The organism is Kitasatospora phosalacinea, assembly GCF_000717185.1.
Taxonomy (GTDB): Bacteria; Actinomycetota; Actinomycetes; order Streptomycetales; family Streptomycetaceae; genus Kitasatospora; species Kitasatospora phosalacinea_A.
Window position 1 is genome coordinate 14,508 of record NZ_JNYE01000068.1, and the last position, 22,489, is coordinate 36,996.

At 76.0% G+C, this 22,489-nt stretch carries 20 protein-coding genes, 2 pseudogenes and 1 riboswitch; of the genes and pseudogenes, 9 read left to right on the forward strand and 13 right to left on the reverse strand.

All coding sequences use genetic code 11. The features are described from left to right. Nucleotides 1-40: 40 nt before the first annotated feature. Nucleotides 41-1,177, reverse strand: a complete 1,137-nt coding sequence (locus OO57_RS25765) for a SchA/CurD-like domain-containing protein (RefSeq protein ID WP_033255042.1) — start codon at nt 1,175-1,177, stop codon at nt 41-43. Nucleotides 1,178-1,424: 247 nt separating this feature from the next. Here OO57_RS25765 and OO57_RS25770 point away from each other — a divergent pair, with 247 nt between their 5' ends. Then, nucleotides 1,425-3,086, forward strand: a complete 1,662-nt coding sequence (locus tag OO57_RS25770) for an FAD-dependent oxidoreductase (RefSeq protein ID WP_033255043.1) — start codon at nt 1,425-1,427, stop codon at nt 3,084-3,086. A 140-nt stretch (nt 3,087-3,226) separates the two neighbouring features. On the opposite strand, the gene OO57_RS25775 is transcribed toward OO57_RS25770, so the two are convergent. The 7 genes and pseudogenes from OO57_RS25775 to OO57_RS44100 all read right to left on the reverse strand — a co-directional run bounded on the left by OO57_RS25775 (nt 3,227) and on the right by OO57_RS44100 (nt 11,627). After that, nucleotides 3,227-4,630 carry an MFS transporter gene (locus OO57_RS25775; protein WP_033255044.1) on the reverse strand — a complete coding sequence of 468 codons (1,404 nt, stop codon included), beginning with the start codon at nt 4,628-4,630 and terminating at the stop codon, nt 3,227-3,229. A 97-nt stretch (nt 4,631-4,727) separates the two neighbouring features. Further along, entirely contained in the window at nt 4,728-5,294 is a 567-nt protein-coding gene (locus OO57_RS25780) for a hypothetical protein (RefSeq protein WP_033255045.1), read from the reverse strand. Between the two features lie 117 nt (nt 5,295-5,411). Next, complete coding sequence (locus tag OO57_RS25785; protein WP_234337505.1) at nt 5,412-7,754, reverse strand: SpoIIE family protein phosphatase; 2,343 nt, start codon at nt 7,752-7,754, stop codon at nt 5,412-5,414. A gap of 332 nt (nt 7,755-8,086) precedes the next feature. Then, a complete protein-coding gene (locus OO57_RS25790; RefSeq protein ID WP_033255047.1) occupies nt 8,087-8,719 on the reverse strand; it encodes a TetR/AcrR family transcriptional regulator in 633 nt (210 codons plus the stop codon). A gap of 61 nt (nt 8,720-8,780) precedes the next feature. Then, nucleotides 8,781-10,382, reverse strand: a complete 1,602-nt coding sequence (locus OO57_RS25795) for an AMP-binding protein (protein ID WP_199811325.1) — start codon at nt 10,380-10,382, stop codon at nt 8,781-8,783. Between the two features lie 168 nt (nt 10,383-10,550). Then, nucleotides 10,551-10,814: pseudogene (locus OO57_RS41500) on the reverse strand (hypothetical protein); the annotation flags it as partial. Between the two features lie 60 nt (nt 10,815-10,874). Then, the gene (locus OO57_RS44100; RefSeq protein WP_051778247.1) at nt 10,875-11,627 is read right to left on the reverse strand and encodes a hypothetical protein; all 753 of its coding nucleotides are present in this window, start codon (nt 11,625-11,627) and stop codon (nt 10,875-10,877) included. A 118-nt stretch (nt 11,628-11,745) separates the two neighbouring features. Between OO57_RS44100 and OO57_RS44105 the strand changes: the two are divergent. From OO57_RS44105 to OO57_RS25825, 5 genes and pseudogenes are all read left to right on the forward strand, one after another. Then, a pseudogene (locus tag OO57_RS44105) lies at nt 11,746-12,087 on the forward strand (transposase); the annotation flags it as partial. A 163-nt stretch (nt 12,088-12,250) separates the two neighbouring features. Next, nucleotides 12,251-13,024 (forward strand): HAD family hydrolase, encoded by a 774-nt coding sequence (locus tag OO57_RS25810; protein WP_051778249.1) that lies wholly within the window; start codon nt 12,251-12,253, stop codon nt 13,022-13,024. Nucleotides 13,025-13,086: 62 nt separating this feature from the next. Beyond that, nucleotides 13,087-13,608, forward strand: a complete 522-nt coding sequence (locus OO57_RS25815) for a GNAT family N-acetyltransferase (RefSeq protein WP_033255048.1) — start codon at nt 13,087-13,089, stop codon at nt 13,606-13,608. A 10-nt stretch (nt 13,609-13,618) separates the two neighbouring features. Next, nucleotides 13,619-14,122 carry a hypothetical protein gene (locus tag OO57_RS25820; protein WP_033255049.1) on the forward strand — a complete coding sequence of 168 codons (504 nt, stop codon included), beginning with the start codon at nt 13,619-13,621 and terminating at the stop codon, nt 14,120-14,122. Between the two features lie 160 nt (nt 14,123-14,282). Next, nucleotides 14,283-14,639, forward strand: a complete 357-nt coding sequence (locus tag OO57_RS25825; protein ID WP_234337506.1) for a hypothetical protein — start codon at nt 14,283-14,285, stop codon at nt 14,637-14,639. 12 nt (nt 14,640-14,651) lie between these two features. Here OO57_RS25825 and OO57_RS25830 read toward each other — a convergent pair whose 3' ends face one another. Further along, entirely contained in the window at nt 14,652-14,846 is a 195-nt protein-coding gene (locus tag OO57_RS25830) for a hypothetical protein (RefSeq protein ID WP_033255050.1), read from the reverse strand. A 438-nt stretch (nt 14,847-15,284) separates the two neighbouring features. Further along, a complete protein-coding gene (locus tag OO57_RS25835; RefSeq protein ID WP_051778250.1) occupies nt 15,285-16,307 on the reverse strand; it encodes a phosphatase PAP2 family protein in 1,023 nt (340 codons plus the stop codon). Between the two features lie 151 nt (nt 16,308-16,458). Here OO57_RS25835 and OO57_RS25840 point away from each other — a divergent pair, with 151 nt between their 5' ends. Together OO57_RS25840 and OO57_RS25845 are read left to right on the forward strand one after the other, a co-directional pair. After that, the gene (locus OO57_RS25840) at nt 16,459-17,172 is read left to right on the forward strand and encodes a TetR/AcrR family transcriptional regulator (RefSeq protein ID WP_081973966.1); all 714 of its coding nucleotides are present in this window, start codon (nt 16,459-16,461) and stop codon (nt 17,170-17,172) included. A gap of 203 nt (nt 17,173-17,375) precedes the next feature. Then, nucleotides 17,376-18,140 (forward strand): glucose 1-dehydrogenase, encoded by a 765-nt coding sequence (locus OO57_RS25845; RefSeq protein ID WP_033255051.1) that lies wholly within the window; start codon nt 17,376-17,378, stop codon nt 18,138-18,140. Nucleotides 18,141-18,165: 25 nt separating this feature from the next. Here the strand turns inward: OO57_RS25845 and OO57_RS25850 are convergent, their stop codons facing one another. From OO57_RS25850 to OO57_RS25860, 3 genes are all read right to left on the reverse strand, one after another. Beyond that, nucleotides 18,166-18,822 (reverse strand): MBL fold metallo-hydrolase, encoded by a 657-nt coding sequence (locus OO57_RS25850; RefSeq protein ID WP_033255052.1) that lies wholly within the window; start codon nt 18,820-18,822, stop codon nt 18,166-18,168. A 77-nt stretch (nt 18,823-18,899) separates the two neighbouring features. After that, nucleotides 18,900-19,934, reverse strand: a complete 1,035-nt coding sequence (locus tag OO57_RS25855) for a nucleotidyl transferase AbiEii/AbiGii toxin family protein (RefSeq protein ID WP_033255053.1) — start codon at nt 19,932-19,934, stop codon at nt 18,900-18,902. A 122-nt stretch (nt 19,935-20,056) separates the two neighbouring features. Further along, nucleotides 20,057-20,920 (reverse strand): bifunctional 5,10-methylenetetrahydrofolate dehydrogenase/5,10-methenyltetrahydrofolate cyclohydrolase, encoded by an 864-nt coding sequence (locus OO57_RS25860; RefSeq protein ID WP_033255054.1) that lies wholly within the window; start codon nt 20,918-20,920, stop codon nt 20,057-20,059. 24 nt (nt 20,921-20,944) lie between these two features. Next, a riboswitch (ZMP/ZTP riboswitch) is annotated at nt 20,945-21,027 on the reverse strand. A gap of 301 nt (nt 21,028-21,328) precedes the next feature. Between OO57_RS25860 and OO57_RS25865 the strand changes: the two genes are divergently transcribed. Beyond that, nucleotides 21,329-22,459, forward strand: coding sequence for an LCP family protein (locus tag OO57_RS25865; RefSeq protein ID WP_033255055.1), 1,131 nt, complete (start codon nt 21,329-21,331; stop codon nt 22,457-22,459). The last annotated feature ends 30 nt before the right edge of the window (nt 22,460-22,489 follow it).

A 22,489-nucleotide genomic window follows, 5' to 3' on the forward strand; every position in this document is an offset into this window, starting at 1 on the left:
GACTTCCTCTCGTGGCGGGGTGTGCAGGGAAGGGTGGGGGTCAGTCCTCGGCCGAGGTGCGGTCGGTGACGGGGGTCATCGCGCACTCGGCGAGCAGGCGGCGCAGGCCGTCGTGGGTGCGCTCGGCGGGTTCGGCGAGCTTGCCGAGGACGGCGGCGGCGAGCGGTCCGGCCAGGCCGAGGGCGGTGGCGGGGTCGTCGGCGGGGTCGCCCAGCAGGTCGACCAGCCGGACCACCAGGTCGCCGCTGCGGTGGACGGTGGCGCGCACCAGCGGGCCGCCGGGGTCGGCGGCGGCGTGCTCGTCCTCCTCGGAGAGCAGCTCGGCGAGGGCCGCGCCGGCGCCGGGGCGGACGGGGTACAGGTAGGCGTGCCGCTGCACCGGGCCGGTCTTCAGGGAGGCGTGGTGGTGGACGGCGGGCAGGGCGGCGCGCTGGAAGAAGTCGCGGGCGGACAGCGGGTCGTCCAGGTCGCGGTCCTCCTCCAGGTACGGGTTGATCGCCTCCTCGACGGCCCGCACCTCGGGCTGCCGGGCGACGTGCCGCAGTGCGGCGACCAGGTCTCCGGCCACCTCGACGCAGCGGACGATCCGGTTGCCGCGCATGAACAGCGAGGTGCGCAGCAGGCGGGTGGTGTCGTCGACCCGGGCCTGCGGGGAGCGGTAGCCGGCCAGCAGTTCGGCGGCCTTGGCCTCGGCGCCGGGCTGCACGGTGAAGCTGAGCGCGTGCCGCACCACCCCGTCCGGGCCGGGGCGGGGGGTGGCGGGGACGCCGGGGTGGTGCTCGCCGGGGCGCAGCGGCGGGGCGGTGGTGTCGGTGGCGGTGGTGCCGTGGGTCTCGCGCAGCACCGTGTAGCGCAGCGAGCGGTTGTCGCGGACGCAGCCGTGCATCGGCTTGACCATCTCGCGGTGGGCGGGGCTGTCGACCCAGGCCAGGAACGGTTCGGCGCTCTCCCACTCGCTGGTGATCAGCCAGCGGGACGGGTCGTCGATGGACTGGCAGAGCTGGTCGCTGACGTGGCCGGGCACGGCCGAGACCTGGTAGCGCAGCAGTTCGTACGCCTCCAGGAAGCGGTCCTGGGCGCCCTCGTAGACCTCCAGCATCAGGATGACGCGGAGCCGGCCCGGGGTGGGCAGGCTCGCGCGGGTGGTGGTCTCCTCGGTGGCGGAGAGCAGGGTCATGGTGGCGGATTCCTGTCGTCGGTTCGCGGTTCGTCTGCGGATGGCCCCTGCCGCTGAGGGCCCCCGGCCGGTGGCGGTCGAGGCGGTCGGCGGACGGGCGATGGTTCGCCCTCGATCGTCACGGCCCGGCGGGGGCCGCGCGAGACTTCGGGGCCATCCGGGCGAAGCACCCTGAGTGTCCGTCAGCGACGGGGGATGGATGTCCGGTCTGGCGCGCCCAGCGCCCTGCACGGATGGAGCAGAGTTGATGAACACACAGATGGCGGACCGGGTTCCGGTCCTGATCACGGGCGGTTCGCTGGTGGGGCTGTCGGCCTCGCTCTTCCTCGGCCGGCTCGGCGTGCCGCACCTGCTGGTGGAGCGGCACGCCGAGACCTCCCGGCACCCGCGCGGCCGCGGCAACAACCTCCGCACCATGGAGCTGTTCCGGGTCGCCGGGGTGGAGGACGACGTCCGGGCGGCCGCGTCGGTGCTGGCCGACAACCACGGCATCCTGCAGGCCGAGACGCTCTCCGGCGGCGAGCAGGAGTGGCTGTTCCGGGAGATCGACCCGGGCGGCGGGCTGGCCAGGTTCAGCCCGTCCGGGTGGTGCCTGTGCAGCCAGAACGACCTCGAACCGGTGCTGCTGCGGCATGCCGCCCGGCGGGGCGACCTCCGGTTCAACACCGAGCTGGTCTCCTTCGAGCAGGACGCCGACGGGGTGACGGCGCTGCTGCGCGACCGGGCCACCGGCGAGGAGCGGGAGGTGCGGGCCGACTACCTGATCGCCGCGGACGGGCCGCGCAGCCCGGTCCGCGAGCGGCTGGGCATCGGGCAGTCCGGGCGCGGCGACCTGTTCCACAACGTCTCCGTCACCTTCCGCGCCAAGCGGCTCGCCGAGGTGGTCGGCGACCGGCTGTTCATCGCCTGCTACCTGACCGACCCGGCCGGGGCGGGCGCGCTGCTGCCCGTCGACAACCGCGAGCAGTGGGTCTTCCACCTGCCCTGGCACCCCGAGCGCGGCGAGCGGGTCGAGGACTTCACCGACGCCCGCTGCACGGCGCACATCCGGGCCGCGGCCGGCGTCCCCGACCTCGACGTGGAGATCACCGGCCGCGCCCCCTGGCACGCCGCCGAACGGGTCGCCGACCGGTACTCGGCCGGGCGGGTCCTGCTGTGCGGCGACTCCGCCCACGAGATGCCGCCCACCGGGGCGTTCGGCTCCAACACCGGCATCCAGGACGCGCACAACCTGGCCTGGAAGCTCGCCGCGGTGCTGGCGGGCTGGGGCGGGCCGCGCCTGCTGGAGTCGTACGGGGCGGAGCGGCGGCCGGTCGCCGTGCAGACCGCGGCCCGGGCCGCGGCGCGCTCGGTCGAGCACCAGCACCCCGGCTTCGACGCGGCACCGGTCGGCGGGCCGCGCACCAACGTGCTCGCGGTCGCGCTCGGCTACCGCTACCCCGAGGGCGCGCTGGTCGGCGCGGACGCCACCGCCGGGGTCGTGCCGGAGCGCTTCGCCGCGACCGGCGAGGTCGGCACCCGGGCCCCGCACCTGTGGCTGCGCGACCGCGACGGGCGGCGGCTGTCCACCCTGGACCTGTTCGAGCGCGAGCCGGTGCTGCTGGCGACCGCGGCGGGCGGCGGGCGGTGGCCGGAGGCGGCCCGGACGGTGACCGGGGAGACGGGCGTGCCGATCAGGTGCCTGCTGGTCGGCGAGGGCGGCGACCTCGTCCCGGAGCCCGTCCCCGACGCCCCCGCGGCCGGACCCCGCCCCGCCGGGCCGAGCGGCTGGCCCGCGGTCTACGGGCTGCGCGAGGGCGGCGCGGTGCTGGTCCGTCCGGACGGGTTCGTCGGCTGGCGCGCGGGCAGCCCGGTCGGGGACCCAGTGGCGGCGCTGCGGGTCGCGGTGCGGGGGGTCGCTGGGCTGTAGGCGGTCCGGGCGGTTCGCTGCTCCGGGTCGCTGTCCCGGCCCGGAGCAGCACGGACCCCCGACGGGCTCCGACCGGCAGCAGCACGGGCTCGCCGCTCCCCGAGCCCCTGAAGGCGCGTCCCCCGGGCTTCTGGCGGGGCTCAGTGGCGGGCGGCGGCCAGCAGGGCGAGCAGGACGAAGGCGAGGACGACGGCGAGGCTGAGCTGGAAGGCGGCCGGGTAGTCGGCGGGGGTGTGCAGGTGGGAGAAGAAGGTGGCTCCGACGGTGGCGATGCCCGCCGCGGAGCCGATCCGCTGCGCGGTCTGCAGGACGCCCCCGGCGGAGCCCGCCCGGGCGACGGGGACCTCGTTGAGGGTGAGGGCCTGGTTCGGGGAGACCACCAGGCCGCTGCCGAGGCCGGCCAGCAGCAGCGGCAGGGCGGTGGCCCAGCCGACCTCGGGGCCGTCGAAGAGGTGGACGGCGAGGGCGGCGAGGGCGAGGCCGACGGCGACGGTGGTGAGGCCGGCGGCGATCAGCCGGCGGCCGTACCGGGTGACCAGGCGTCCGCCGGCGGTGGAGGCGACCGCGGAGGCCAGGGCGAAGGGGGTGATGGCCAGGCCCGCCTGGAGGGCGCTGTAGTGGCGGCCGGACTGCAGGTAGATGGTGAAGACGAAGAAGACCGCGGTGAAGCCCGCGAAGTAGAGCAGCGAGACCAGCGCGCCGCCGGTGAAGGAGCGGGTGCCGAACAGCTCGGGGTGGACGAGCGGCTCGCGCTGCCGGGCGTAGCGGCGCTCCCACTGGGCGAAGGCGGCCAGGACGAGCGCGGAGCAGGCCAGCAGCAGCCACTTGCGGGCGTCGTGCCACTGGGCCTGGACCAGCGGGAGCAGCAGCAGGACGGTGCCGGTGCCGAGCAGCAGCACGCCGACCGGGTCGAAGTCGCGGCGGGCGCAGGTGTCGGGGGTGGGTGCGGGCAGCAGGCGGCTGGCGAAGGGCAGCGCGGCCAGGCCGATCGGCAGGTTGACGTAGAACACCCAGCGCCAGCCCTCGGCGGTGCCGAACGCGGCGATCAGCAGGCCGCCGAGCAGCGGGCCGACGGCGGTGGAGAAGCCGATGGTGGTGCCGAGCAGGCCGAAGGCGCGGGCGCGTTCCTCGCCGCGGAAGAGCTGCTGGATGAAGCCGGAGACCTGGGGGACGAGCAGTCCGCCGGCCATGCCCTGGAGCAGCCGGGCGACGACCAGCCAGGCCTCGTTCTGGGCGGCGCCGGCCAGTGCGCTGGTGGCGGTGAACAGGGCGAGGCCGGTGAGGAAGACCGGGCGGCGGCCGACCGCGTCGCCGAGCCGTCCGGCCGGGACCAGGACGAGGCCGAAGGCCAGCGAGTAGCCGGAGAGCACCCACTGGAGCCCGGCCTCGGACATCTGCAGTCCGCTGCGCACCGACGGCAGGGCGACGTTGACGATGGAGACGTCGAGCAGGGTCATGAACCCGGCGACCAGGCACACCGCGAGGGCCCGCCAGCGGCGCACCTCGGGGGTGCGGGCGTCGACTGTCGTGGGCTGGCTGGCCATGGCGGGGTCCCCTTCCGTCCGGCGTCCAGTCTCGGAGGCGTCGGCGGCGTCGGGCGGGCGGCGCGCCGGGGGCGGGGGCCGGTCGGCTGACGCCGGGTCAGGGGACGGGCGGCAGGTCGAGGCGGATCCGGCGGGCGTCGGCGACGGCGGGCGGGGTGGCGCCGAGGTCGGTGAGGGTGGTGACCACCACGGAGTCGGTGCCGGTGAGCCAGGTGCTGGTCTTGGACTGGACGGTGACGGTCTGGGCCTGCGGGGTGCCGTCGCACAGCACCAGGGTCGGGGAGGTGCGGGTGGCGCCGAAGGCGGTGGTGGCGGGGTCCTCGGGGTCGGGCTGCTCGACCGAGGTGTTCAGCGAGCGGGGCTGGCCGGTGGGCGCGCACGTGTAGGCGAGGGTGACCCGGACCCGGCTGGGGACCTTCGGGTCGACGGCGGCGCCGGTGATCGTGACGGCGGTCGGGGGCGCCTCCGGCGCGGACGAGGCCTCCGACGAAGGGGAGGCCTCCGGCGAGGGCGAGGGGGCCGTGCCGGGCGCCGGGGAGGAGGCCGTGCCGGGCGCCGGGGCGGGGGACGGTTCGTCGGCGGGCGCCGGGGCCGGGGCGGTGAGGGCGGCGGCTCCGGCGGCGAGGGCGAGCAGGCCGACGGCGACGAGGGGGCGGAGGTGCACGGCGGGGCCTTCCGGTCGACGGCGTGGTTGCTCCGACTCTCCGTCAGCCCGGTGCGCCGGGCGAGCGGTCGCGCCCGGGCGGGTGTCGGGCCGGGGCGGCCCGCGGTCGGCCCGCGGTCAGCCCGCCCGGTACGGGAGTTCGATCTCCGCCCAGACCACCTTGCCGTGCTTGGTGGGGCGGCTCCCCCAGCGGTGCGCGAGCTCGCTGATCAGGTGGATGCCGCGGCCGCCCTCGTCCTCCTCGGCGGAGCTGCGCAGCCGGGGCGGCTGGCCCCCGGCGTCGGAGACCTCCAGGGTGAGGGTGCGGTCGCGGAAGATCCGCAGGCGGCGGGGGGCGTCGGCGTGCAGCAGGGCGTTGGTGACGAGTTCGCTGACCACCAGTTCGGCGTAGTCGGTGAGGGCGGACAGGCCCCAGGCGTCCAGGGTGGCGCGGGTGAAGCGGCGGGCGCGGGCGGGCAGCGGGCCCTCGCTGGGCAGCAGCAGGGTGGCGATCCGGTCGGCGGGGACGGGCAGGACCCGGGCCATGATCATGGCGATGTCGTCCTCGGTGCCGTCGGTGACCAGGGCGGAGAGCGCGGCGTCGCAGCTCTCCTCCAGGGTGCGGCCGGGGGTGGCGAGGGTGCGGGCGAGCAGGTCGATGCCCTCGTCGAGGTCGCGGCCGCGGCGTTCGACCAGGCCGTCGGTGTAGAGCGCGAAGGTGGCGCCGGGGGGCAGGGTGAACTCGACCGACTCGAAGGCGCCGCCGCCGATGCCGAGCGGGACGCCGGGCGGCAGGTCGATGACGTGCGCGGTGCCGTCGGGGTCGACCCGGACGGGCGGCAGGTGGCCGGCCGAGCAGATCACCACGCTGCGGTCGACGGGGTCGTACACGGCGCACACGCAGGTCGCGAACTGGCCCTCGCCGATCGCGGAGGCGGTCTCGTCGAGGCGGCCGAGGACCTGTTCGGGCGGCAGGTCGAGGGTGGCCAGGGTGCGGGCGACGGTGCGCAGTTGGCCCATCGTGGCGGCGGCCCGGATGCCGTGGCCCATCACGTCGCCGACCACCAGGGCGACGCGTCCGCAGGACAGCGGGACGACGTCGAACCAGTCGCCGCCGACCTCGCTGACCACGCTGGAGGGCAGGTAGCGGTGGGCGATCTCCAGGCCCAGGGTGCGGTGGATCTCCTGCGGCAGCAGGCTGCGCTGCAGGGTGAGGGCGGTCTCGCGCTCGCGCCGGTAGAGCCGGGCGTTGTCGATGGCCAGGGCGGTGCGGGCGACGAGCTCCTCGGCGAGCGAGACGTCGGCGGCGCCGAACGGCTCGGGGTTGCGGGTGCGGACGAACTCGGCGCCGCCGAGCACCATGCCGCGGGCGATCAGCGGCACCAGCAGGTAGGAGTGGATGCCCGCGGCGATGCCGGGGGCGACCCGTTCGGGGTCGGGGACGAGCCCGCGCAGCACCTCCTCGTCCACGTGCGGCTTGAGCAGCGGGCGGCCGCTGCGCAGGCACTGGGCGTAGACCCGGTGCGGGCCGTACTCGGTGGTGCCGCCGACGGTGTCGGAGACGTTGGTCAGGCCGGAGCCGTAGGCCTCGCCGACCGCGACGGCGCGGACCTGGATGGGGCGGTCGGGCTGGATCGGGGCGGGCTCCTCGCCGCGCAGCACGGGCTCCAGCAGGTCGACGGTGGCGAAGTCGGCGAACTTCGGGACGATCGCCTCGACCATCTCCTCGGCGGTGCGCTTGAGGTCGAGGGTGGTGCCGATCCGGGCGCCGGCCGAGGCGAGCAGGGTGAGCCGCTCCTGGGCGCGGGAGGCGCGGGCCTCGGCCTGGAAGCGCTCGGTGACGTCGATGATCGAGGAGGAGACGCCGAGCACCTTGCCGGTGGAGTCCTCCAGCCGGAAGTAGGACGCCGACCAGGCCCGGTCGCGGCGCGGGTCGCCGGGGACGCGGCCGTGCGAGCGGGCGTCGACCACGGGCTTGCCGGTGGCGATCACCTGCCGCATCACGTTCTCGATCTCGTTGGCGTTGATGCCGGGCAGCACGGCGGAGATCCGGCGGCCGAGGTGCTCCTCGGCGCTGAGGCCGTTGATCCGGGCGAGCGCCTCGTTCAGCCGGACGAAGCGCAGTTCGGTGTCGTAGACGGCGAGGCCGATCGGGGACTGGTCGAAGAAGCCGTCCAGGATCGCCAGGTCGGACTCGACCTCGTGCAGGGCCTCGGTGTCGGAGGCGGTGGCCAGCAGCAGGGTGCGGCCGTCGGGCCCGGTGACCGGGTAGGTGTGGAACTCCAGCTCGACGGTGGAGCCGTCGCGGCGGCGGACGGGGTGGGTGCCGGACCAGCCGCGTCCGGCGACCAGGCGGTCGAACAGCTTCTCGGCGGCGGCCCGGTCCTGCTCGGGCAGCAGCAGCTGGACCGGGTGGGCGCCGATGGCCTGCTCGGCGCTCCAGCCGGTGAGCGCCTCGGCCTCCTGGCTCCAGTGCAGCACCCGGCCGTCCTCCTGGACGAGGGCGGTGGCCAGCGGGACCAGGCGGTGCCCGGCCAGGCGCGCGGAAGCGGCGCCCGCCGCGTCGCGGCCGGGCCTGTGTTCGAACCCGTGCGTGCTCAGTTGGCCACCTGCCCGGTACCTTCCCCGGTTCTGCCGGTCGTTCCGGCTTCCACCAGACTGCACGGCCCGCCGGGCGCTGGCGACTGGTGGTCGTGCGGGCGGTCGGACCGAAGATGAGAGTGTGCTCGATTCGGACCGGTTCGGGCAAGGGTGCGACCCCCAACTGCCGGTCACGGACCGTTCCGGAGCGGTGTCACCCGGCGAGCGCGGCGTCATCCGGCGAGCGCGGCGTCCAGCAGGCGGGACCACTGGCGGACGACGCCGGCCCGGCGCGGGCCGTCGTCGGTGAGCAGGTTGGCCAGGCCCAGGCCGCGGGCCAGGTCGAGGGTGGCCTGGACGGTCTCCCGGACGCCGGTGGCGGACTCGTCGGCGCCCAGGCACTCGACGGCGGCCCGGTGCGCCTCCCGGCCCACGTGGTCCTCCAGGCTGACGATGCGTTCGCGCAGCGGCTGCTCGGTGGCGGCGGCCGCCCACAGGTGCAGCGCGGCGCGGAACAGCGGGCCGGTGTGGAGGTGGACGATCATCTCCACCACGGCCTCGGTGCGGGCCGGGCCGGGCGGCGGCAGCTGCTCGGCCCGCGCCAGCACGGCGGCCAGGCGTTCGGCGGCGACGTGCTCGACGGCGGCGGTGAACAGGTCCTCGCGGGTGCGGAAGTGGTGCTGGGCGGCGCCGCGGGTGACGCCCGCCCGCTCGGCGACCACCAGCACCGTGGAACCGTTCCAGCCGAGCTCGGCCAGGCACTCCACCGCCGCCTCCAGCAGCCGTCGGCGGGTGGCGCGGCTGCGGTCCTGCCGGGGCGAGCGGTCCTGCCGGGGTGTGCGGGCGGCGGGGGTGCTGGACGTCATCGGCGGCTCCTGGTCGGCGCGTTCGGGCCGGGGCTGCGGGTGGGCCCCGGCGCCACCGATCCTATGCACCGCCGTCCGGCCGCCGTCCCCGCTCCGCCGCCCGGGCCCGCAGTTCGCGGCGCAGCACCTTGCCGTCGGCGGACCTCGGCACCGCCTCCAGGAACTCCACCGCGCGGACCTTCCGGTCCGGGGCGACCCGGCGGGCCACGTACTCGACCACCTCCTGTTCGGCCAGCTCGCAGCCGAACGCGGGCACCACATACGCCTTGGGGTGCTCGGCGCCGCGGGCGTCGGGGACGCCGACGACGACGGCGTCGGCGATGCTCGGGTGGGTGAGCAGCAGGGCCTCCAGTTCGGCCGGGGCGACCCGGCGGCCCCCGTGCCCGATCAGCTCCTCCACCCGGCCGACGACGAACAGCCAGCCGTCGGCGTCGACGCGGCCGAGGTCGCCGGTGTGCAGCCAGCCGTCCGGGTCGACGGTCGCGGGGGTGTCGGGTTCCTTGCCGAGGTAGCCCTTCATCACCTGCGGGCCGCGGAACAGCAGTTCGCCGTCCTCGCCGGGGCCGAGGTCGCGGTGCGGGGCGTCCAGCGAGCGGACCCGCAGTTCGGTGCCGGGGGCGAGGCGGCCGACGGTGCCGACCGGCGGGTTCGGGTCGCCGGGCGGGACGACGTGGGTGAGCGGGGAGAGCTCGGTCATGCCGTAGCCCTGCAGCAGGTGCGGCAGGCCCAGGCGGCGGGCCGCGGCGGCGGCCGGTTCGGCGGCCAGCGGGGCGGCGGCGGAGAGCACGTAGCGGACGGAGGACAGGTCGAAGCGGTCGACCAGCGGGTGCTTGGCCAGCGCGAGGACGATCGGCGGGGCCACGTGCACCGCCTCGATCCGGTGGCACTGGATCGTCGCCAGGAACTGCTCCAGGCCGAAGCCGGGCAGCACGACGACGGTGGAGCGGGCCCGCAGCGGGCGGTTGAGCAGGGCCGTCAGACCGTAGGCGTGGGAGAACGGCAGCACCGCCAGGACCCGCTCGCCGGGGGCCGGGCCGAGCAGGGCGTCGACCTGGGCGAGGTTGCTGGACAGCGAGCGGTGGGTGAGCATCACGCCCTTGGGCGGGCCGGTCGTCCCGCTGGAGTACGCCACCGCCGCCAGGTCGGCGGCCGGGTCTATCCGCGGCTCCGGTTCGGAGGCGCCGGTGGCGGCCAGGTCGGCCAGCGAGCGGTGGCCCGCGGCCTCGTCGCAGACGAAGACCTCGGCGACCGGGTGCTCGGCGGCCGCCTGCCGGGCGACGGGCAGCAGCGCGGCGGTGGTGACGATCCAGCGGGCGTCGCAGTCGCGCAACCGGCCCGCCAGCTCGGCAGCGGTGGCGAGCGGGTCCACCGGGGCGACGGCCGCCCCCGTGCGGGTGGTGCCGTAGAACGCCAGCGGGTAGGCGATCGAGTTCGGGCTGAACAGCGCCACCACGTCGCCCTCGGCCACCCCGGCCTCGGCCAGCCCCGCGGCGAGGCGGCGACTGCCCGCGTCCAGCTCCCGGTAGCTGACGCTCCGCCCGGTCAGCCCGTCCACCAGCGCCGGGCGGTCGGCGTGCTCGCCGGTGGCGCAGTCACCGAGGACGGCCTCGTGGAGCGGCCGGTCGAGCGGGGCGACGGGCGGGTAGTCGCTGTGGAACACCATGCGGATCTCCGGGCGGCTCGGCGGTCGCGGCCGCGGGGTGCGGGCGCGGCTGCCAGCGTGCCGGGGGCGCGCGGGCCGCCACCAGGGCGCGTGACGGGCTTACGGGCGTACGGGCGTCCCGCACGTTCGGCGGGCGGGAGGGGGCGGGGTCGCGCTGCGCGGGGGCTTTCAGGCCTCGGGGTCCCAGTCGTAGAGCTGGTGGAAGGGCTCGGGGGCGCCCTCGACGGGGAGGGCCTCGACGGGGGTGCGGCCGTGGAGGACGGCGAGGATCTCGGCGGCGGTGCCGCGGAGGCTGGCGTCGGGGGCCGTGGTGGGGGTGGGGGTGCGGGTGCGGGTGACGCGGGCGCCGGACGGGGAGAGGGTGAGGTGCCAGGTGGGGCCGTCGGTGGCCCGGAAGGCGAGGGTGGCGGGGGCGTGCGGCCAGGGGACGGTGGTGGAGCAGCAGGCTCGGTACGGGTGGCACCACGCAGGAGGCGGGCCGCTGGGGCCCGGTCAGGGGGTGCGGGGCTGCCCGGCGAGGGCACGGGCGAGGGCCCGGTGCGCGGACGGGGCGAGGGAGACGGTGCGCAGCAGTGCGGACCGCGGGGCGGCTCCGGCCGGGGCCGGGGTGCCGCCGCTGAGGGGTGAGAGGGCGTCGGGGTCGTGCCCGGGGTCGGTACGGGTGGCGCGCAGGAGGCGGGCCGCGGTGGCGGGTGCGGTGGCGGGCGGGGCTCCGACCGCGAGCAGCGCCCGCGCGACGCGGGCCGTGGCGGCGGCGACGTGCCGCGGGGCGGCGGCGAGCGCGGGCAGCAGGAGCAGCAGCCGGGCCTCCGGGGCCAGGACGCCGGGGCCCGCCGGGGGCGGCGCGTCCACGATGCGGGTGAGCTCCGGCCAGGACAGCCCCGGGCCGTACCGGGGGTCGTCCGTGGCGGTGACGAGTTCGGGGCGGCTCCACTCCGGGTGCACGAGGAGGTGCTCGACCCCGCGGGCGCCGTCCTGGTTGCGGTACACGACGAGCAGCGCGTGGCCGCCCGCGAAGGCGACCGTGAAGACCGGCCAGGCCCGGTCGTCCTCCAACTCCTCGGCCAGCGCGTCGGTGTCCGCGCCGTCCGCGCCGAACCACTCCGGCTGCGGCGGTTCCGTGTCGGTGGTGGCGGCGGCGGTGGCGTGGCAGAGGCCCAGCAGGTGGTGGGGCCAGAAGCCCGGCCGGTCCAGCAGGGCCTCGGCCGCGAACAGGGGGCCGGGGGCGTACCCGTCGATCAGCATCCGGTCAGTCTGCCCGCCGGTACCGACGCCCCGGGCCGCACGGGGATGGCGCGGGCGGGCGGGTGGCCGAACGGGTGGCTTCCCATGTCCGTCCGGGCGGCGGCTCGTTGGGCCTGCCGTGGGGAAGAGACCGCCGTGGTTGGTGTCGGACGAGCTGTGGGGCCGGATCGAGCCGCTGCTGCCGGTGCGGCGGCAGGGCCTCGGGCGCCCGTCCGCGAACGACCGCGGCTGCCTGCAGGGGATCCTGTTCGTGCTGCACACCGGCATCCAGTGGGAGTGGCTGCCGCAGGAGCTGGGCTACGGCTCCGGCATGACGTGCTGGCGCCGGCTGCGGGACTGGCAGGACGCCGGGGTCTGGGACCGGCTGCAGGGGGTGCTGCTGGACGAGCTCTACCGGGCGGGCGAGCTGGACTGGTCGCGGACGGCGGTCGACGACTCGCGCCAGCGGGCCCGGCGGGGCGGCGGGTGACGCTGCCCCGCGGGCTAGCGCCCACCGGGGCGGCACGTGCTCCGCGGGGCCTTCGCCGGGTGCGCGGATCCGGTGGACGATCTCCTCGGGGCCGGGGCCGGGGCCAACCGGGGCCGGGGCCGGGGTGCGGTGGCGCCGCGGGATGATTCCCCGCATGACGGACGTGATCTTCATCGACCTGGACGGCACCCTGGTCGACCACCGCGGTGCGGTCTTCGCGGCGATCGACCGGATCGGCCGGGAGGCCCCGGGCGCGACGGCGGCGCCGGAGGAGTTGGCGGCGGCGTGGTGGGCGCTGGAGGCGCGGCACATGCGGGAGTACCTGGGCGGCGGGTGCTCGTTCGCCGAGCACCACCGGCGGCGGGCCGCGGCCTTCCTGCCGCTGCTGGGCGCACCCGCCCCCGCGGACCCGGCGCGGCTGGACGCCTGGATCGCCGAGTGCTACCTCCCCGCGTTCGAGGAGGCCTGGCGGTGCTACCCCGACGTGCGGCCCGGCCTGGAGGCCCTCAACCGGCTCCCCCGCCCGCCGCGGCTCGCCGTCCTCACCAACGGCGACCCGGCGCAGCAGCGCGCCAAACTGGCCCGCTTCGGACTGCTGGAGCACTTCGAGGCCGTCCTGACCCCGACCGAGCTCGGCAGCGCCAAGCCCGCCGCGTACGCCGCCGCCTGCCGCGCGCTGCGCACCGTCCCCGCACGGGCCGCCAACGTCGGCGACATGCTCTCCAGCGACGTCGCCGCGGCCGCCGCCGCCGGGCTCACCGGCGTCTGGCTGGACCGCGGCATCGACTTCGTCACCGGCGGGCCGTCCCCGGCCCCGGACGCGTCCCCGGGCCCCGGCGGGGGCGGGGCGGTGCTGCGGATCGAGGAGCTCACCGCGCTCGCCGAACTCACCGCGCCGGGCGGGCCGTTGTCCCGGCCACCGCTCTGAGCGGGCCAGGGCCGTGCAGGAGCGGGACGTTGGCGCGGCGACTGGCCGAGTAGGCTTGGGGGATGCCCGAGTTGACGCTGTTGCGCGCCGATCACGCGCAGGTGGTGCTGGCCTTCGAAGTGGCGAACCGCGCGTACTTCGCGGCTTCGGTTCCCGACCGCGGGGACGCGTTCTTCGCCCGGTACGCGGAGCGGCACCGGGCCCTGCTGGCCGAGCAGGAGACCGGTGCCTGCGCGTTCCACCTGCTGCTGGCCGAGGACGGCTCGGTGCTCGGCAGGTTCAACCTGGTCGACATCGCGGACGGCGGCGCGGTGCTCGGCTACCGGGTCGCGCAGCACGCGGGCGGGCGCGGCGTGGCGACCGCCGCCGTGCGGGAGGTGGTCCGGCTGGCCGCGGTGCGGTACGGGCTGGGGCACCTGCGGGCGGCGGTCTCGGAACGGAACGCCGCGTCCCGGCGGGTCCTGCTCAAGACCGGTTTCGTGCCCGTCGGCCCCGCCGCTCCGGAGGACCTCGGCGGTGAGGAGGGCGCCTGGTACCGGTGCGAGCTGGACGCGGTGGCGGAGGCTGTCGGCCGGGGCCGGTAGCGTCCGGGGCATGTCCACCGAGCGCCCCTCCCCCGAGTCCGTCGCCGCCGAGCGGATGGCGGTGGTCGAGCGCCTGTGCGCGCTGCCGTTCCCCGCGCGGGCGGGGCAGTACTGGGCGCCCGAGGGGTGGGGCGGGCCGGGGTTCCACCTGCTGGTGCTCCAGGAGAGCCGGGACTTCTGGGACGGGCGGGGCCCCGAGGTGGTGGAGCCCGCGGAGCAGGAGATCGAGGACGCCGAGCAGGCGCTGGCGGCGCTGCTGACGGCCCGTTGGGGCGCGCCGGAGGCCGTGGACCTGTGGAGCTACGTGGAGGCCGCCGACTCGGCCCCGCTGCCCGAACCGCTGGAGTTCCTGGGGATGTTGAGCGGCCGCGCCCTGGTGTGGCGACTGCCGGGGGCGGCGCGCTGGGTGGGCCTGTCGGTCGGGCAGAGCGATCCGGAGTTCCCGATCCAGTTGCTGCTCGCCGTCGGCGAGGTGTCGGCGCTGAGGTGCGGCGGTTGCTCTTCGACCCGCTGACGAAGGCGCAGCGGCGCCAACCGGCCGCCGCCGCGGGGCGGATGCCCGCGGTGCTGCCCGCGCCGCGCCCGGCCGGCCGCCCCTGTCCGGGGCGGTCGGCGGTGACCCCGGCGGCCGCGCTGTCGGTGAGGTGCGGCATGCTCCACGCATGCTTCACGCGATGACCGAGCGCGGACTGTCGATGCGCGATCCCGGACCGGCCGCCCTGAGCCGGCTCGTGGCGAACATGCAGCGGGGCGATTCCCACCTGGTCCTCGAGCGGTTCGGCGCGGACGAACCGGAGGGCGACTGGTACGTGCAGGTGCGCCTGCAGGAGAACGGCGTCTACCAGTTGGAGTACCGCGACGGCGTCGCCGCCGAGCACTACCGGACGCTGACGGTCTCCCTCACCAGGGTGGTGGACGCGCTGGTCGGCTGGTCGAACGGGCAGACGGCGTGGCGGTCGGGGTTCGACTGGACCGGCATCGGCCACTGGTTCGCGGACGGGGCGGCCGGGGCGGCCGGTACGGACGGCTGAGCCCGGCGGGGTTCAGAGCATCCAGAGGCCGAAGCCCGCGACCAGGATGCCGGAGGCGATCAGCAGCGGACCGAGCAGGTGGTCGCGGGGCCGGTCGGTGCCGGGGCGGATCCGGATCGTGGAGGCCAGGCCGAGGCCGGAGAGCAGGACGCCCAGCGGGGTCAGGACCGTCCACAGGGCGGGTGCGGCGAGGTGGCCGGAGATCATCGGGCCGTCGGCCGGCCGGCGGGTCGGGGGCGCGCGCCGGGCGCTGACGGGGCTTGGGGTGCGGCCATGATGCGGGTCCTCCTGCTGGGTTCCGCACGACGCTACCGGGGGGCGCAACAAGACTCCGCCACGGATTGGCAAAGCCTTCGCCGTACCCGTCCGACCCGGCGGGCCCCCGGGGCCGGTACCGGACAGGAATCGAACCGGAACCGGACCGTCCGCGGGCCCGCCGGGTTCACCCGGGCGGCCCACCGGCACGGGCGCGGGGACAGTTCGATTCACAGCGAACGCCCAGGGAGTTCCCGGCTCGCGCACAGCAGCCCCGGACGGGGGCGTCCGGGGCTGCGCGGAGGGCGGGGGCGGCACGGGAAGGGCCCCGGTCCGGCACCACCTTGCCGGGCCGGGGCCGGGGCCCACGGGGTGGGGTGCCGTCCGCCGTCAGACGGCCGGGACGGTCGGTTCGGCGGCGGGAGCGGCCGGTTCGGCGGGCGCGGGGACGGCGGCCCCGCCCTTCGCGGCCCGGGCCGCGGCGCGGCGGGCGACGAAGCGGCTGACCAGCGTGACCATCGCCCAGGCGTAGGCCCAGCCGACCAGGATGTCGATGATGAAGTGCTCGGCGCCGTAGACCAGGGTGAAGGCCATCGCCAGGGGGTACGCGGCGAGCAGGACGCGCAGCGTGCGGCCCGCCTTGGGCCAGAACACCAGGGCGATCATCATCGGGTAGGCGGCGTGCAGCGAGGGCATCGCGGCGACGTCGTTGGCGAACTTGCTGCCGTTCTCGAAGATGGTGCCGGCCCGGTGGAGGCCGCTGTTGTCGAGGACGGTGGCGACGATCCGGTTGACGGCCGGCATGTGGTGTTCGAGCGCGGCCAGCCACGGCGGGTCGGCCGGGTAGAGCACGTAGGTGACGAAGCCGATCGCGGTGATCGCCAGGTAGCAGCCGAGGAAGTGCCGGAACCGGGCGTGGTTGCGCTTCCACAGCACGGCGAGGATCACGAACACCGCGAAGAAGTGCGACATGTAGACGGTGACGGCGGCGTAGTCGTACCACTGCGGGTGGCCGGGGTGGTAGAGCCAGTCCTGCAGCCGGACGGTCCAGGTCTCACCGAAGCCGAGCACCTCGTCGAAGGCGATCTGCGGCGCGTAGTGCGGGCGCCAGGGCGTGTGCGCGCCGTAGCCGCGGAGCAGGGAGTACACCCAGACCACGGCCATCACCGGGACCCAGTCCCGCAGCACGTACAGCCAGCCCTTGCGGCCGCCGCTGTGCACGGACGCCGCGACCAGGGCGGAGATCAGCCAGAGGAAGACCACGTCGTTGGCGTAGGGCAGGCCGTACACCGCCAGGTACCACCAGAACGCGATGGCGAACACCGGCCAGGCCAGGTGCCGGAGTCTGAGGCGGGACAGCAGGTGGAGCGCCAGGGAGCGTGACCGGGCTGCCAGGTGGGACGAGTCGATCATGCGTCACGAAGCTAGCAAGTGCGGCTTGGAGATTCCTCGTGCCGCGCGCCGGGGTTCCCAGCGAGTTCCCAGGTGACACACGGACGGGTGGCAGCTGGGGCCGATCGGCCTAATGCTCGACATTAATAATGCCGAGCATTAATGTGGAGGCATGGCGAGGAAGTCAACGGGTGCCCGAAGCACCCCGGCGAGCAGCGACAGCGACAGCACCGGCGGAACCGAGAACGACAGCACCGGCACCGGCACCGGTTCCACCCGGGAGCTGCTGATCCGTTCCGCCGAGCGCCTGTTCGCGGCGCACGGCGTGCACGGGGCGCAGCTGCGCGAGGTGGTGCGGCGGGCCGGGCAGGCGAACCCGTCCGCGGTGCAGTACCACTTCGGTTCCCGCGAGGGGCTGCTGGACGCGGTGATGGCCGAGCGCCAGCAGCGCACCGAGCGGGCGCTGGCCGAGCGGCTGCCGCGGCCCGAGGGGCGTCCGCTGGGCGAGCTGCTGCGGGCGCTGATCGACGCGGAGGCCACCGAGCTGCGCACCGAGCGCGGCCGGGACTGCCTGCGGATCTCCACCCAGGTCAGCCACCGCAGCGGCATCCGCGAGCGGCGTCCGCACGCCGGGCTGGCGGGCACCCTCTACTGGCGGCTGATCCTGGAGCTGGAGGCGCCGCTGCTCCCGCTGGCGCCCGAGCCCGTCCGGCTGGAGCGGATCGACCTGGCGCTGACCCTGATCGGGGCGGCGCTCGCCGAACGCGCCCGGCAGCTCGCCGAGGGCGAGCACACCCTGAGCGACGACCGCGCGTACCTCGCCGATCTCGTCTCCGTCTGCACCGGCCTGCTGACCGCGCCGGTGCCCGGAGCCCCCGGGCCCTGAACCTCCGGGCCCTGAACCTCCGGGCCCTGAACGTCCGGGCCCTGAACATCCGGACCCCGCGCGGGCCCGGTGGCGCCGGGGTGCAGCGAACCGCACCGCACCCCGGCGCAGTACGGAAGCGACAGGGCAACACAGCACTGAAGCAAGGAAGCAAGGAGCGCGGGCCCACGAGGCGCGCGCGTGCGAGCACCGAGGAGCAAGTCATGAGCGAGCTGACCGGCAAGACCGTCATCATCACCGGCGGGGCCCGGGGGCTGGGCGCGGAGACCGCGAAGCAGGCGGTCGCGGCGGGGGCGAACGTGCTGATCACCGACGTCCTGGACGAGGACGGCGCGGCGACGGCCGCGGAGCTGGGCGAGCGGGCCCGCTACCGCCACCACGACGTCAGCTCGGAGCAGGACTGGGCGGACGTGGTGGCGTACGCGCAGGCCGAGTTCGGTGCGGTGCACGGGCTGGTGAACAACGCGGGCATCTCCACCGGCAGCTTCCTGGTCGACGAGTCGGTGGAGCACTTCCGCAAGGTGCTCGACATCAACCTGACGGGCGTGTTCATCGGCATGAAGACGGTCGTCCCGGCGCTGCGGGCGGCGGGCGGCGGCTCGGTGGTGAACATCTCCTCGGCGGCCGGGCTGATGGGCCTGGCGCTGACCGCCGGGTACGGGGCGTCCAAGTGGGGCGTGCGCGGCCTGACCAAGATCGGTGCGGTGGAGCTGGGCACCGACCGGATCCGGGTGAACTCCGTCCACCCGGGCATGACCTACACGCCGATGACGGCGTCCACCGGGATCCAGCGCGGTGAGGGCAACTACCCCAACACGCCGATGGGCCGGGTCGGCGAGGCCCCCGAGATCGCCGCGGCCACCGTCTTCCTGCTGTCCGACGCGGCCTCGTACGTCACGGGCGCCGAGCTCGCGGTGGACGGCGGCTGGACCACCGGCCCGACCGTCCGCTACGTGATGGGGCAGTAGGTAACGGGGCAGTAGGGGCGGGGTGTCAGTCCAGCAGGACGGACCCTCCGCGCGGGATCCGGGCGTAGTCGGTGCCCGCCTCCCCGCCGAGCCAGCCGTCGAAGTTCTCGGTGCCGATCTCGCTCAGGTGGGCGTCGTGGATCGGGAAGGTGCGCCCGGGGCGGACGGCGCGCACCATCTCGATCGCCTGCCGCAGGCTCTGCCAGGGGCCGCCCGCGGGCAGCAGCAGGGCGTGCACCTCCTCGCCCGGGCCGTTCGGGACGTGCAGCGAGTCGCCGGGGTGGTAGACGCCCTCGACCAGGTAGCCGAGGTTCGCGCAGTCCGGGTACCCGTCGATGGTCTCCGCGTGCCGCCCGCCGACCGCGCGCACCGCGAAGCCGCCGGCGGTGAACCCCTCCCCCGTCCGGACGGCGACGGGGGCGGGGCCGGTGAGGGCGGGGTGCGCGGCGAGTTCGGCCGCGAGCTCGGGGTGGGTGTAGACCTCCAGCTGCGGGTCGGCGGCGCGGGCGGCGGCCAGCAGTGCCGCGTCGACGTGGTCGGCGTGCCCGTGGGTGTAGAGCACGGCGCGGACGCCGTCGAAGGCCTCGGGCTCCGTCCAGCAGCCCGGGTCGATCAGGACGGAGCGGGCGCCGTCGGCCGAGTCGATCCGGACGCAGGCGTGGGCGTACTTCGTCAGGCGCATCCGGCCAACGTAGCGCCGGTCCGGGGCGGTGCGCCTCCCCTTTTCGCGGCGGCCGCTGACCCCGCGTCAGGAGCGCCTCAGCGGTCCGTCAGGGGTGCGAGGGCGGTGCGCAGGCGGGCCAGCCAGGCGTCGGCGGTGCCGGTGGCGGCGGGGTGGGCGGCGCGCAGGGCGGCCCAGTCGGCGGGCGGGGCGGTGAGGTCGGCGGGGCGGAGGGTGCCGGGGTGGCCCGGTTCGCGGGCCAGGACGCGGCGCAGCAGGGCGGGGTCGAGGGTGTGGGCGCAGAGTTCGGCGAGCAGGACGGCGTCGTACAGGTCCTTGGCGCGGGCGCGTTCGCCGTCGGCGCGCAGCCAGAGCAGTTTCCAGGCGAGCGAGAGTTCCCGGCTCGCGGTCAGCACGGTGGTCGCGCCGGGGCCGGTGGTTCCGGAACCGCCGACCCCGGCCCCGGCCCCGGCCCAGGCGCGCGGGACGGCGGTGCGGACGGGCGGTTGGGGCATCCGTTCGTCGCGGGCGAAGTCGACCGTGACCTCGCCGCCCCCGGTGCCCTCCGCCGTCCAGCGCAGGGCGACCCGGACGCCGGGCTCCCCGTGGTCGGCGTCGTCGCGCTCCTCGTCGGTGCTCGGGGGCCAGTAGGACCAGCCGCCGGTCTCCACGACGGAGTCGGGGTCGAGCCGGATGCCCGGGGCGACCTGCGGGTGGCGTTCGACCAGGGCGCGGAGCACCTGGTGCGGCCCGTCCGCCTCGGGTTCGGCCGCGGGTACCCAGTGCAGGCCCTCGGGCGGGAGGCGGGCGCGCAGGCCGCGGGTGTCGAAGTCCTCGAAGCGCCACATCTCGTACGCCCCGGCGCCGTCCGCGGCCTCGGGCCAGTGCCGGACGGGCGCCAGGTCGGGCAGGTGCGGGTACGGGTCGCGGGGGTCGACCGGGACGAGCGTGGACGGCAGCAGGATCCAGTCGAGGTCGGCGGGTTCGCGCGCGGCCGCGCCGACCCAGGCGGGCATCACCGCGCTGCCGCGCAGCACCAGCGACTCGGCCCACGGCGAGTCGGCGATCAGCGCGAGCAGGTGGTCGAGCACGGCGCGCCGGGCGGCGCTCGGCTGGTGGGTGCGGTCGTTCACCGTGGTTCCCGGATCGGCGGAGGGGACGGGGCGGGGACGACGGTAGCGGGCGGGCCGGACACCCCGGCGGTTCGCCCGTCCCCCGCGCCGGCCCGCCCCGCCCTCGCCCCGCCCGGCTCCCGTCAGGCGACGCCGAGTTGCTGCCGCGCCGCCTCCACCGTCTGGGCCAGCAGCACCGCGATCGTCATCGGCCCGACGCCGCCCGGCACGGGGGTGATCAGGGCGGCGCGCTCGCGGGCCGAGGCGTGGTGGACGTCTCCGACCCCGCCGGGGTGGTAGCCCGCGTCGATGACGACCGCCCCGGGCTTGAGGTGGTCGCCGCGGATGAGTTCGGGCTTGCCGACGGCCGCGATCAGGACGTCGGCCTCGCGGAGGAACGCGGGGAGGTCGGCGGTCCGGGAGTGGCAGTAGGTGACGGTGGCGTCGCGGGCGAGCAGCAGCATGCCCGCGGGCCTGCCGAGGATCGCGCTGCGGCCGACCACGACCGCGTGCTTGCCGCGCAGGTCGACCCGGTACTCGTCGAGCAGGCGCACGATGCCGCCGGGAGTGCAGGAGGTGAAGCCGGGCAGGCCGAAGGCCGTCGCGGCGAAGGAGTGCGTGGTGACGCCGTCGACGTCCTTGGCCGGGGCGATCGCCTCGAAGGCGGCGCGCTCGTCGGCGTGCGGGCCGACGGGGTGCTGGAGCAGGATGCCGTGGACGGTCGGGTCGGCGGACAACTCGGCGACGGTGTCGACGAGCCGGGCGGTTCCGGTGCCCGCGGGGAGGGCGGTGTGCCGGGAGCGGATGCCGGCCTGCGCGCAGCGGGTGCGCTTCATCCGGACGTAGGTCGCGGAGGCCGGGTCGTCGCCGACCAGGACGGTGGCGAGGCAGGGGGCGGTGCCGGTGCGGCGGTGGAGGTCGGCGGCCGCGGCGGCGGTCTCGTCGGTGAGGCGGCGGGCGAGGGCGGTGCCGTCCATCGGACGGGCCTGGCCGGGGGTCTGCGTCATCGGGCAACTCCCTGGGGTGGGTGGTGAGTTCGCCCAGGCGCGCGGCATCGACGGGGACGGCCGTTCCCCGGTGGTGCTCCACCTGTGCGCCAGTCACGGCCCCCGCCGTCACGGTACCGGACCGGCCGCGGCCGCGCCCCCGAATTCACCCCCGATCCGTCGGCCGGGAAAGCGCGTTGGAATTCCGGGGCGCATCGGTCCTCCCGCGGCGGGGCGCCGGGGAGAAGCGGGAACGGGCACGGGCGGGACGGGATCCGGCCGGTACCGTGCGTGGTCAGGCGGTTGCGAAGGGGTTCCGGCCGGGGGCGTGATCGTCCCCGCGGAGTTCCGGCGAAAAACACATGAGAACATGTCCTCCGCGCACGTACCGGCATATCCGTGCGTCACGAAACAGGAGGACGCACGAGCATGGCGCAGACCGATGAGACAGCGACCGCGGCCCCGGACGCCCCCGCCCCACCGCGGCGTCGGCGGACGCGGAAGCGGACGCGGGCTCGACGCGTCCTGCTGGTCTGCGGCGGCGGGTTGCTGGTGCTGGCGCTGGCCGCGGGCGGGTGGGCGTACTGGGCGTACCGGCACCTGGAGGGGAACCTGGGGACGGTCGACATCGACCGGGCGCTGGGGACGGACCGGCCGGCTCCGCTGCCGGACGGGGCGCAGGACATCCTGGTGCTGGGCTCGGACTCGCGCAACGGGGAGAACGGCGACCTGGCGGGCGGGAACACCGGCGGGACGGCCCGCTCGGACACCACGATGGTGGTGCACATCCCGCAGGGGCGGTCGGCCGCGACGGTGGTGAGCATCCCGCGCGACACCATGGTGAGCCGTCCGGCGTGCACCACCGCCGGGGGGCAGCAGTTGCCCGCCGCGACCCGGGTGATGTTCAACTCGATCTACACCAGCGGCGGTCCGGCCTGCGTGGTGAAGACCGTGGAGTCGATGACCGGGCTGCGGATGAACCACTACGTGGAGATCGACTTCGCCGGGTTCGAGCGCCTGGTGGACGCGATGGGCGGCGTCGCGGTCACCGTGGACGCGCCGATCACCGACCCGTACTCGGGGCTGCGGCTGCCCGCCGGGACGAGCACCCTGGACGGGAAGCAGGCGCTGGCGTTCGTGCGGACCAGGCACGGCGTCGGCGACGGCAGCGACCTGGGGCGGATCGGGCTGCAGCAGAAGTTCCTGCTCGCGGTGCTCAGCCAGTTGCAGCGGCAGGGGACGCTGTCGGACCCGACCCGGGCGTACGGGGTGGCGGACGCCGCGACCAAGGCGCTCACCACGGACCAGGAGCTCGGTTCGCTGACCTCGCTGCTGACCTTCGCGCAGAGCCTGAAGGGCCTGCAGCCGGAGCGGATGAAGACGGTGATGCTGCCGGTGGTCGCCGACCGGATCGACCACAACCGGGTGGTCGCCGACGAGGCGAAGGCCGCCGCGCTGTGGCTGTCGCTGCGCGAGAACCGCCCCCTCCCGACCGCCTCGCCGACCGCCTCCCCGGGCACCGGCAGGCGCCCCTCCGCGAGCGCCGCCGCCCACAACTGACGGGCACCGCACCGCGGTTGCGACCGCCCC

Coding starts and splice junctions, on each gene's coding strand:
- OO57_RS25765 (WP_033255042.1), bottom strand. CDS start 1,177: ATGACCCTGCTCTCCGCCACCGAGGAGACCACCACCCGCGCGAGCCTG.
- OO57_RS25770 (WP_033255043.1), top strand. CDS start 1,425: ATGAACACACAGATGGCGGACCGGGTTCCGGTCCTGATCACGGGCGGT.
- OO57_RS25775 (WP_033255044.1), bottom strand. CDS start 4,630: ATGGCCAGCCAGCCCACGACAGTCGACGCCCGCACCCCCGAGGTGCGC.
- OO57_RS25790 (WP_033255047.1), bottom strand. CDS start 8,719: ATGACGTCCAGCACCCCCGCCGCCCGCACACCCCGGCAGGACCGCTCG.
- OO57_RS25795 (WP_199811325.1), bottom strand. CDS start 10,382: ATGGTGTTCCACAGCGACTACCCGCCCGTCGCCCCGCTCGACCGGCCG.
- OO57_RS44100 (WP_051778247.1), bottom strand. CDS start 11,627: ATGCTGATCGACGGGTACGCCCCCGGCCCCCTGTTCGCGGCCGAGGCC.
- OO57_RS25810 (WP_051778249.1), top strand. CDS start 12,251: ATGACGGACGTGATCTTCATCGACCTGGACGGCACCCTGGTCGACCAC.
- OO57_RS25815 (WP_033255048.1), top strand. CDS start 13,087: ATGCCCGAGTTGACGCTGTTGCGCGCCGATCACGCGCAGGTGGTGCTG.
- OO57_RS25820 (WP_033255049.1), top strand. CDS start 13,619: ATGTCCACCGAGCGCCCCTCCCCCGAGTCCGTCGCCGCCGAGCGGATG.
- OO57_RS25825 (WP_234337506.1), top strand. CDS start 14,283: ATGACCGAGCGCGGACTGTCGATGCGCGATCCCGGACCGGCCGCCCTG.
- OO57_RS25830 (WP_033255050.1), bottom strand. CDS start 14,846: ATGATCTCCGGCCACCTCGCCGCACCCGCCCTGTGGACGGTCCTGACC.
- OO57_RS25835 (WP_051778250.1), bottom strand. CDS start 16,307: ATGATCGACTCGTCCCACCTGGCAGCCCGGTCACGCTCCCTGGCGCTC.
- OO57_RS25840 (WP_081973966.1), top strand. CDS start 16,459: ATGGCGAGGAAGTCAACGGGTGCCCGAAGCACCCCGGCGAGCAGCGAC.
- OO57_RS25845 (WP_033255051.1), top strand. CDS start 17,376: ATGAGCGAGCTGACCGGCAAGACCGTCATCATCACCGGCGGGGCCCGG.
- OO57_RS25850 (WP_033255052.1), bottom strand. CDS start 18,822: ATGCGCCTGACGAAGTACGCCCACGCCTGCGTCCGGATCGACTCGGCC.
- OO57_RS25860 (WP_033255054.1), bottom strand. CDS start 20,920: ATGACGCAGACCCCCGGCCAGGCCCGTCCGATGGACGGCACCGCCCTC.
- OO57_RS25865 (WP_033255055.1), top strand. CDS start 21,329: ATGGCGCAGACCGATGAGACAGCGACCGCGGCCCCGGACGCCCCCGCC.